This window comes from Streptococcus sp. GMD5S (assembly GCF_000298715.2).
Classification (GTDB): domain Bacteria; phylum Bacillota; class Bacilli; order Lactobacillales; family Streptococcaceae; genus Streptococcus.
Genome location: NZ_AJRG02000003.1, coordinates 140973 through 151770 on the forward strand (window position 1 = coordinate 140973; position 10798 = coordinate 151770).

Annotated in this window: 9 protein-coding genes, 1 tRNA gene and 1 CRISPR repeat array; all 10 genes read left to right on the plus strand. The window is 34.2% G+C overall.

The window, feature by feature from the left end:
* Positions 1–56 precede the first annotated feature (56 nt).
* The 10 genes from GMD5S_RS0202900 to csn2-St all read left to right on the plus strand — a co-directional run bounded on the left by GMD5S_RS0202900 (position 57) and on the right by csn2-St (position 8195).
* Complete coding sequence (locus GMD5S_RS0202900; protein ID WP_001162125.1) at positions 57–500, plus strand: flavodoxin; 444 nt, start codon at positions 57–59, stop codon at positions 498–500.
* 115 nt (positions 501–615) lie between these two features.
* Positions 616–882, plus strand: a complete 267-nt coding sequence (locus GMD5S_RS0202905; protein ID WP_000362352.1) for a chorismate mutase — start codon at positions 616–618, stop codon at positions 880–882.
* Positions 879–1253, plus strand: coding sequence for a fluoride efflux transporter CrcB (gene crcB, locus GMD5S_RS0202910; protein WP_000712084.1), 375 nt, complete (start codon positions 879–881; stop codon positions 1251–1253). The genes GMD5S_RS0202905 and crcB (GMD5S_RS0202910) overlap by 4 nt, the downstream gene beginning before the upstream one ends.
* Positions 1247–1576, plus strand: a complete 330-nt coding sequence (crcB, locus tag GMD5S_RS0202915) for a fluoride efflux transporter CrcB (RefSeq protein ID WP_000237413.1) — start codon at positions 1247–1249, stop codon at positions 1574–1576. Before crcB (GMD5S_RS0202910) ends, crcB (GMD5S_RS0202915) begins: the two co-directional genes overlap by 7 nt.
* A gap of 118 nt (positions 1577–1694) precedes the next feature.
* Positions 1695–2042: a 50S ribosomal protein L19 gene (gene rplS, locus GMD5S_RS0202920; RefSeq protein ID WP_001068669.1), complete on the plus strand. Its 348-nt coding sequence runs from the start codon at positions 1695–1697 to the stop codon at positions 2040–2042.
* Between the two features lie 41 nt (positions 2043–2083).
* Positions 2084–2155: transfer RNA gene (locus GMD5S_RS0202925), tRNA-Arg, on the plus strand.
* Positions 2156–2375: 220 nt separating this feature from the next.
* Complete coding sequence (gene cas9, locus GMD5S_RS0202930; protein WP_001013909.1) at positions 2376–5741, plus strand: type II CRISPR RNA-guided endonuclease Cas9; 3366 nt, start codon at positions 2376–2378, stop codon at positions 5739–5741.
* Between the two features lie 177 nt (positions 5742–5918).
* Entirely contained in the window at positions 5919–6827 is a 909-nt protein-coding gene (gene cas1 / locus GMD5S_RS0202935; protein WP_000220253.1) for a type II CRISPR-associated endonuclease Cas1, read from the plus strand.
* 4 nt (positions 6828–6831) lie between these two features.
* Positions 6832–7155, plus strand: a complete 324-nt coding sequence (gene cas2, locus GMD5S_RS0202940) for a CRISPR-associated endonuclease Cas2 (RefSeq protein ID WP_001268300.1) — start codon at positions 6832–6834, stop codon at positions 7153–7155.
* A complete protein-coding gene (gene csn2-St, locus GMD5S_RS0202945; protein WP_001056912.1) occupies positions 7152–8195 on the plus strand; it encodes a CRISPR-associated protein Csn2-St in 1044 nt (347 codons plus the stop codon). The genes cas2 and csn2-St overlap by 4 nt, the downstream gene beginning before the upstream one ends.
* 70 nt (positions 8196–8265) lie before the next feature.
* A CRISPR array of direct repeats spans positions 8266–10742; the repeat unit is 36 nt; unit sequence GTTTTTGTACTCTCAAGATTTAAGTAACTGTACAAC.
* Positions 10743–10798 lie beyond the last annotated feature (56 nt).

The following is a 10798-nucleotide window of genomic DNA, read 5'->3' on the forward strand; positions in this document are numbered from 1 at the left end:
TTTTTAAAATGAAAAAGATATGATATAATGGAGAAAGATAAATTGAGGAGGACGATATGGCATTAGCAAAAATTGTATTTGCCAGTATGACCGGTAATACCGAAGAAATTGCAGATATTGTAGCAGATAAATTGCGAGATTTGGGCTTGGATGTCGATGTTGATGAATGTACGACTGTTGACGCTTCAGACTTCTTGGAAGCGGATATCGCAATCGTTGCGACTTACACTTACGGAGATGGAGAATTGCCAGATGAGATGATGGACTTCTACGAAGACCTAGCTGATCTCAACTTGAATGGCAAAATCTACGGAGTGGTCGGTTCAGGAGATACCTTCTACGACGAATTCTGTAAGGCTGTTGATGACTTTGATCGTGTATTTGTAGCGACAGGAGCTGAAAAAGGTTCAGAGTGCGTTAAAGTAGACCTTTCTGCCGAAGAAGAAGACATCGAACGCTTGGAACAATTCGCAGAAGAATTGGCTGCAAAAGTAGGATAAGAAACAAACTGCACTGACTGGAAGGAGTCAGTGCAGTTTTTAGTAGTTAAACTAGATTTTACTAGCCTATTTGCTGGCTTTTTGATACAATAATTCAAATAAAGGAGGAGACACTATGGATTTAGCTAGTATTCGGCAAGAAATTGATCAAATCGACGACCAAATCGTCAAGCTCCTAGAAGAACGGATGCATTTGGTTGAGGGAGTAGTTGCCTATAAGAAAGCCTCAGGAAAACCTATTTTAGATAGCAAGCGAGAAGAAGTCATTTTTGAAAGGGTAAGAAGTCGTGTAACCAATAAGAATTATCAAGAAACCATTGTTGCGACTTTTTCAGATATTCTCAAACGTTCGCGTGACTATCAGGATCAAAACATCAAATGAAAAAAGAACAATTCTATCCGCTAGGGATTTTTTTAGCTGCTATGTTGGGTGGACTTGTCCGCTATTTTCTATCTAGTCAGTTGCCAGCCAGTCCTGACTTTCCTTGGGGAACCCTCCTTGTCAACTATCTGGGAATTTTCTGCTTGGTCTATCTGGTAAAAGGCTATCTGGTCTATAAGGGAAGCAGTAAAGGTTTGGTTTTGGCGCTGGGTACAGGCTTTTGCGGTGGTTTAACAACCTTTTCTAGCCTGCTTTTGGATGCTGTGAAGTTGCTCGATACCGAGCGTTATCTTAGTTTAGGCATCTACCTACTTTTGAGTATTGGCGGAGGCCTGCTCTTGGCTTATTGTCTAGGGAGGAAGAAATGGTAATCGTCTATCTTGCAATCGCCTGCGGACTTGGAGCCCTGGTGCGTTATTTCTTTTCCCGCTATAATCAAGCTTCAAAATTACCTCTAGGAACTCTCATAGCCAATCTTATAGGATGTTTTTTAATTGGCTTACTCTACAATCATGTGGAGTCCAAGGAAATCTATGCTATCCTAGCGACAGGTTTTTGTGGAGGGTTGACGACCTTTTCAACCTTGAATGATGAGCTGCAAAGACTGTTAAGTGACAAGAAGGTATTTTATAGCTATTTTCTCTTAACTTACATAGGCGGTTTTCTAGCGATTTTTTTAGGAATTCTGCTATAAATTTCTTTACTTTTAGGTGGAAATTTGGTAAACTGTATCTTGTGTGTAATGGACGCACAAAAATACAGTTTATCCGCTGAGGAAGGTTCCTCAAGATTGACAAAGATAGGAGAATAAAATGAATCCATTAATCCAAAGCTTGACTGAAGGTCAACTTCGTACAGATATCCCATCATTCCGTCCTGGTGACACAGTTCGTGTACACGCGAAAGTTGTCGAAGGTAACCGTGAACGTATCCAGATTTTTGAAGGTGTTGTTATCGCACGTAAAGGTGCTGGCATCTCAGAAAACTACACAGTTCGTAAAATCTCTAACGGTGTAGGTGTTGAGCGTATCTTCCCAATTCACACTCCACGTGTTGAAAAAATCGAAGTTGTTCGTTACGGTAAAGTACGTCGTGCGAAATTGTACTACTTGCGTGCTCTTCAAGGTAAGGCAGCTCGTATCAAAGAAATCCGTCGTTAATTCGACTAAAAACTCTGCTCACCCAGCAGGGTTTTTCTCTAGCTCCCTTAGTTCAATGGATATAACAACTCCCTCCTAAGGAGTAGTTGCAGGTTCGATCCCTGCAGGGGGCATATAAACTATTGATTTTTTATGTAGAAATCACTCAAGTTAAAATAGAAATCTAAAAGCGTGAGACCACGCTTTTTTGTTTGTGGTGAATGATGGAAGTGGGAGAATTTGAATATAATTATATATAGTAAAAGATTTTAAGTAATTGCTTATAATTATTTGATTTTTTAGGAAGGAAAGAGTAAAATTTAGTTGATATGATAACTAGTTAGGAGATTGACTATGAACGGTTTAGTTTTAGGATTGGATATTGGTATTGCATCCGTAGGAGTGGGAATTCTAGAAAAAAATTCTGGAAAGATTATCCATGCGAATTCTCGTCTTTTTCCAGCTGCAACAGCTGATAATAATGTTGAAAGAAGAAAAAATAGACAGGCTCGACGATTACATCGTAGGAAAAAACACCGTGGTGTTCGCTTTCAAGATCTATTTGAAGACTATGGTTTGTTAACTGATTTTTCTAAGGTATCCATTAATCTTAATCCATATCGACTTCGTGTAGATGGCTTGAATCAGCAACTAACGAATGAAGAGCTGTTCATAGCTTTAAAGAACATTGTTAAGAGACGTGGTATTAGCTATTTAGATGATGCTTCTGAGGATGGGGGTACAGTATCATCTGATTATGGTAAGGCAGTTGAAGAAAATAGAAAATTACTTGCTGAACAAACACCTGGTCAAATCCAACTAGAACGTTTCGAAAAATATGGTCAGGTAAGAGGAGATTTCACTGTTGTGGAAAATGGTGAGAAACGCCGATTGATCAATGTTTTTTCAACATCTGCTTATAGAAAAGAAGCTGAAAGAATTCTTAGAAAACAGCAGGAATTCAATAGTAAAATTACAGATGAATTTATAGAGGATTGTCTAAAAATCCTTACAGGGAAAAGAAAATATTATCATGGACCAGGTAATGAAAAATCTCGGACGGATTATGGACGTTTTAGAACAGACGGTACGACGTTAGATAATATTTTTGGTATTTTAATTGGGAAATGTACATTTTATCCGGATGAATACAGAGCTTCAAAAGCTTCCTATACTGCTCAAGAGTTTAATTTACTAAATGATTTAAATAATTTAACAGTTCCTACAGAAACGAAGAAACTTAGTGAGGAACAAAAGAAAGTTATTGTTGAGTATGCTAAGGAAGCTAAAACCTTAGGAGCCTCAACCTTATTGAAGTACATTGCTAAAATGATTGATGCTTCAGTAGATCAGATACGTGGTTATCGAGTTGATGTAAACAATAAACCTGAAATACATACTTTTGAAGCATATCGAAAAATGCAATCGCTAGAAACAATTTCAGTTGGGGAATTGTCTAGAAATGTTCTAGATGAGCTTGCCCATATTTTAACTCTAAATACTGAACGAGAAGGTATAGAAGAAGCGATTAACACAAAGTTAAAGGATTCTTTTAGTCAAGACCAAGTACTTGAATTAGTTCAATTTAGAAAAAATAATAGCAGTCTATTTAGTAAGGGATGGCATAATTTTTCTCTTAAACTCATGATGGAATTGATACCAGAACTCTATGAAACTTCAGAAGAGCAAATGACAATTCTAACACGATTGGGGAAACAAAAATCTAAAGAAATATCAAAAAGAACCAAGTATATTGATGAAAAAGAATTAACAGAAGAAATTTATAACCCTGTAGTAGCAAAATCTGTCAGACAGGCCATAAAGATAATCAATGAAGCAACTAAAAAACATGGTATCTTTGATAATATCGTTATCGAAATGGCGCGTGAAAATAACGAAGAAGACGCTAAGAAAGATTATATAAAACGTCAAAAGGCAAACCAAGATGAGAAAAATGCAGCTATGGAAAAGGCTGCATTCCAATACAATGGGAAAAAAGAGTTACCAGATAGTATTTTTCATGGGCAGAAGGAATTGGCTACTAAGATTCGTTTATGGCACCAGCAGGGAGAGAAGTGTCTCTATACTGGGAAGAACATTCCAATTTCAGATTTAATTCACAATCAGTACAAGTACGAAATTGACCATATTTTACCTCTTTCTTTATCGTTTGATGATAGTCTATCTAATAAAGTATTGGTTCTAGCTACAGCAAACCAAGAAAAAGGCCAACGTACTCCGTTTCAGGCTTTAGATAGTATGGATGATGCCTGGTCCTACCGTGAGTTTAAATCTTATGTAAAAGAGTCTAAATTATTAGGTAATAAAAAGAAAGAGTACCTTTTAACGGAAGAAGATATTAGTAAAATTGAAGTGAAGCAGAAATTCATCGAACGGAATTTAATTGACACTCGATATTCTTCTCGAGTTGTTTTAAATGCTCTACAAGATTTTTATAAAGCGCATAAATTCGATACAACTATTTCGGTGGTACGTGGACAATTTACCTCTCAGCTAAGAAGAAAGTGGGGACTTGAAAAGTCTCGTGAGACTTACCATCATCATGCTGTTGATGCCTTAATTATTGCCGCTTCGAGTCAATTAAGATTATGGAAAAAACAGAATAATCCTCTGATTGCTTATAAAGAAGGACAGTTTGTTGATTCAGAGACTGGAGAAATTATTTCATTAAGTGATGATGAATACAAAGAGTTAGTGTTTAAAGCTCCTTATGACCATTTTGTTGATACATTAAGTAGCAAGACATTTGAGGATAGTATTCTATTTTCTTATCAAGTAGATTCAAAATTTAATCGAAAAATTTCAGATGCTACAATTTATGCAACAAGAAAAGCGAAATTGGATAAAGAGAAGTCTGAAGAAACTTATGTTTTAGGTAAGATTAAAGATATTTATAGTCAAGCAGGATATGATGCTTTCATTAAAATTTATAATAAAGATAAGAGTAAATTCTTGATGTATCACAAAGATCCACAAACATTTGAAAAAGTGATTGAAGAAATTTTAAGAACCTATCCTTCTAAAGAATTGAACGATAAAAATAAAGAGATCCCTTGCAATCCTTTTGAGAAATATAGACAAGAAAATGGGCCTATTCGAAAGTACAGTAAAAAAAGTAATGGTCCAGAAATTAAAAGTCTTAAATACTATGATAATAAACTAGGTAATCACATTGATATCACACCAGAAAGTAGTGATAATCAAGTGGTTCTTCAGTCACTTAAGCCTTGGAGGACAGATGTTTATTTTAATCATCAGACTAAAAAATATGAATTGATGGGTTTGAAATATTCTGATTTATCCTTTGAAAAAGGTAGTGGGAAATATAGTATTTCTAATCAGAAGTATAATTCTATAAAGAGAATTGAAGGTATCGATGAGCAGTCTGAATTTAAATTTACTCTCTATAAAAATGATTTGATATTAATAAAAGATTCAGAAAACAATGAACAAAAATTATTTAGATTTAATTCAAGGAATGATACGGCAAAACATTATATCGAATTAAAACCTTATGATAAAGCTAAATTTGATGGAGAACAAGAATTGATAACGATACTTGGAAATGTTGCGAAAGGAGGACGGTGTTTGAAAGGATTAAATAAATCAAATATCTCTATTTTTAAAGTCAAAACAGATGTTTTGGGTAAAAAACATATCATTAAAAAAGAGGGTGACGAACCAAAACTCAAATTTTAAAAAATATTAAAAAAAGAGTTGCAAACGCTGGTACAATGTATTATAATAGTAAATGTAAGGGACGCCTTGCACAGTTACTTAAATCTTGCAGAAGCTACAAAGATAAGGCTTCATGCCGAATTCAACACCCTGTCATTTATGGCGGGGTGTTTTCGTTTTGTGAAAGAGGGAAATACGATGACTTGGAGAATTGTGCATGTCTGTCAGAGTGAAAAAATGCAATTGAAGTTGGATAACCTTTTAATTAAGAAAATGGGTCAAGACTATGTTATCCCACTGAGTGATATTTCGATAATTGTAGCAGAAGGAGGGGAGACTGTTGTAACTTTAAGGTTATTAAGTGCTTTAAGTAAGTACAATATTGCCTTGATTGTCTGTGATAATGAGCACTTGCCTACTGGAATTTATCATTCTCAAAATGGCCATTTTAGAGCCTATAAAAAATTACAGGAGCAATTATTGTGGACGCAGGAGCAAAAAGATAAATTATGGCAGATAGTGACCTACTTCAAAATAAACAATCAGCAAGATGTTCTTGCAATGTTTGAGAAAAATATTGAATGCATTCAATTATTAGCAGACTATAAAGATCATATTGAATATGGAGATAAAACCAATCGTGAAGGTCATGCTGCTAAAGTTTATTTCAATGAATTATTTGGAAAGAAATTCGTACGTCTTACACAACAGGAAACGGATGTCATCAATGCTGGCCTAAATTATGGTTATGCAATCATGAGAGCGCAGATGGCACGTATTATTGCTGGTTATGGTTTGAATCCTTTGATTGGCATTTTCCATAAGAATGAATATAACCAGTTTAACTTGGTTGATGATCTAATGGAACCTTTTCGGCAGATTATCGATGTCTGGGTCTATCAAAATTTACGAGATGAAGAATATTTGAAGTACGAGTTTCGCTTGGCGCTAACAGATACATTAAATGCAAAGATTCGTTATGGGAAAGAAACGTGTTCTGTAACAGTAGCAATGGATAAATATGTCAAAGGCTTTCTAAAATGTATCTCTGATAAGGATACTAGTAAATTTTACTGTCCGGTGGTGTCGAGTATAGAATGGAGCTAAAGAAATGAGGTATGAAGCATTGAGATTATTGTGTTTTTTTGATTTACCAATGGAAACTAATCAAGAAAAAAGGGTCTATCGTAACTTTCGGAAAGATTTAATTGCCAATGGTTTTGAAATGTTGCAGTTTTCTGTTTATTATCGAACCTGTCCTAATCGAAGTTTTGCAAGTAAATTCTATAAAAAATTAAGTCAGAGTAATTTACCAAGTGGGAATGTCCGTTTGCTAGCTGTGACTGAAAAACAATTTTCTGAAATGGTTTTAATAATTGGTGGAAAAACAAAGCAAGAAGAAGTAGTCAGTGATAATAAGTTGGTAGTTATATGAACATGAACATTAGTTATCCATACAAGGATAAAATTTCATTAAGTTTTGGTCAATTTACTCAAATTGTAGGTCAAGATCAGCAATTAAAATATTATATTTGGCAGATACTATTATGGTATTTTGGAGGAAAAAAATATAGTGAGGAAGATTTAGTTCTATTTGAACAAAATGAGCCTAAAATACTAATAGACGATATAATGGTTTCCCGGTCAGAATTCAGTGTTATTCAAGTGTCCAATATCAATGATTTAATTGAACAAATGGAATATAAAAAAGGAACAGTAGCCTATGATTATATAAAGAAAAAGATTAATTCTATAGAGATAATGGAGCAAATTGAAAATATCAATGACAATCTAGATAGGATTTCACTTCTATTGAATCAGAAGTTGAATCTTCAATTAGATGAAATTATCTATCATACCGAAGCAAAATATTTTAATACGGATCAATTGATTCAAAAGAATTTTTTACCATACTTTGGAAAAAATGATAAAAATATATCCTTTGAATTTGTAGACAATAAGACAAAGTTTTTATTATTTCTTTCCATGTTAGAAGTCATGGCGACGAACAGTTCTGAAAAGTTTTTGCTTGTCTTACGAAATTTGGATGATTTTCTATCCTATAGTGATTTTGTTGAATGTTGCGAGAAAATGGAGTTTCTGACTAATCATAATGATTCATTATATATTGTTTTGTTTCCTTCCAATGAAGGTTATCTTCATGTCACGAAAGAAGTTTTAGAGGAAATCAATATTGTTTCCGATTATGTTGATCATTTTTATTCGCTAGAATTCATGTATGATCGCTTTACCAATCAGTATCCAATAAATCAAATACCTGATGAACAAGAATTTTTAACTTCTTTAAGAAAAATTGGATCCTATTTATTTAGCTCGGACATTCTCCACATGAGTCTATCTGTAGAAGATCAAGTGGCATTAAAAATTTTGAATAATTTGTATCAATATGAAATGAAAAAAAAATTCTGTATTGGATCAATCAATCCTATGTTATTGAAATATTTGGAAGAATAGTATTGACGAGTGAGATTTAAGGCTTTATAATGTTTTTGAGGGAACAAAAATCAAAATTGACGAATTTGAGGTTTTTGTACTCTCAAGATTTAAGTAACTGTACAACCCATTGTTGAGGACGAAGTGTTCAATCAAGGTTTTTGTACTCTCAAGATTTAAGTAACTGTACAACTTCCACAACTGAGTAACCGATAAAAAAGCAGTTTTTGTACTCTCAAGATTTAAGTAACTGTACAACAGTTCTTGACTGTGATATTTGCTCCTGAACGTTTTTGTACTCTCAAGATTTAAGTAACTGTACAACCTCGTTCCCATTAGATGTTTCAAACACCTTGTTTTTGTACTCTCAAGATTTAAGTAACTGTACAACAACATTGATATTTCAACCTTTCTAAGCATTGTTTTTGTACTCTCAAGATTTAAGTAACTGTACAACATCACCCCTTTCATGGTGTAAAATAGGGTAGTTTTTGTACTCTCAAGATTTAAGTAACTGTACAACCGCCCGCTGGGAAGAAGACCCACGCATCATGTTTTTGTACTCTCAAGATTTAAGTAACTGTACAACCCCAGTCATAATTATCCCAACCAAAAACTCGTTTTTGTACTCTCAAGATTTAAGTAACTGTACAACCATTATCAAATAATCTTAGTCAGATTGAACGTTTTTGTACTCTCAAGATTTAAGTAACTGTACAACAACTTCGTGCTAAAGGTTACATCAAGGGTAGTTTTTGTACTCTCAAGATTTAAGTAACTGTACAACCTGTTTCAGACGATGGAGATATTTCAACAGGTTTTTGTACTCTCAAGATTTAAGTAACTGTACAACTTCTATTTCTATAATCATTATAACACAATTGTTTTTGTACTCTCAAGATTTAAGTAACTGTACAACTAACAGGTTTACTTGATGGATTGGCGCTGGGTTTTTGTACTCTCAAGATTTAAGTAACTGTACAACAAAGCCCCATCTTTACTCACCTCCTTTCTAGTTTTTGTACTCTCAAGATTTAAGTAACTGTACAACAGAGTATCATACGAGCCTTGGGATCAAAAGTTTTTGTACTCTCAAGATTTAAGTAACTGTACAACTAGCCCGTCACTTTATTATATCAAACGCACGTTTTTGTACTCTCAAGATTTAAGTAACTGTACAACCTTTTGCTAGCTTGTACGATATTTCACTAAGTTTTTGTACTCTCAAGATTTAAGTAACTGTACAACCCATCATCAGAATAAGTAAAATCCTGAAAGGTTTTTGTACTCTCAAGATTTAAGTAACTGTACAACACTGAAAAAGCTGTCAAGCTTACTGCTCCGTTTTTGTACTCTCAAGATTTAAGTAACTGTACAACGATAAGCTCATCCACATTGTTAAAACTTCCGTTTTTGTACTCTCAAGATTTAAGTAACTGTACAACCTAAAGCATGGTACGGGGATAAGTTTTCTGGTTTTTGTACTCTCAAGATTTAAGTAACTGTACAACAACGCATTAGATTTCTGGAAGATGAACTGTGTTTTTGTACTCTCAAGATTTAAGTAACTGTACAACCATATTCCTATCATTTAGAAGTTAAACGTAGTTTTTGTACTCTCAAGATTTAAGTAACTGTACAACGAGAACATCGTGGAGGAAGGAGAATAACATGTTTTTGTACTCTCAAGATTTAAGTAACTGTACAACTTAAGGGCGCTGGTATGACACCAGAGATAAGTTTTTGTACTCTCAAGATTTAAGTAACTGTACAACAATGTGTCAACTCATTCACAAGCGGGATACGTTTTTGTACTCTCAAGATTTAAGTAACTGTACAACTGAAGGATGATGGCAAATGGTACTACCTAAGTTTTTGTACTCTCAAGATTTAAGTAACTGTACAACGGTTTTTAAATTGTACTTTTCCATAAAGACGTTTTTGTACTCTCAAGATTTAAGTAACTGTACAACAAGCGATATAGATAATGCTGAGCAGATCAGGGTTTTTGTACTCTCAAGATTTAAGTAACTGTACAACTTTTGGTAAAAAGCACTCTGAAGAAACAAAGTTTTTGTACTCTCAAGATTTAAGTAACTGTACAACCTTTCCTATAATGTAAACCAACATTTAGGCGTTTTTGTACTCTCAAGATTTAAGTAACTGTACAACACCCTGACGGGTCTTATCCAAAAGAAGAATGTTTTTGTACTCTCAAGATTTAAGTAACTGTACAACAAATCAGCAGTCTAACAATTAAGTTTCTTAGTTTTTGTACTCTCAAGATTTAAGTAACTGTACAACTGTTTCCATAAAATTCTCTTTGTTCTGGCCGTTTTTGTACTCTCAAGATTTAAGTAACTGTACAACTACAACAAGACAAAGGACGTAGGGACATTGGTTTTTGTACTCTCAAGATTTAAGTAACTGTACAACTAACACGAGAGTTAAATAATTGCTTTGGTTGTTTTTGTACTCTCAAGATTTAAGTAACTGTACAACTGGTGACACTACAATCAGCAGATGGGTCACGTTTTTGTACTCTCAAGATTTAAGTAACTGTACAACTTCAGAGCGACCGGACGGGTTGTATGGTCAGTTTTTGTACTCTCAAGATTTAAGTA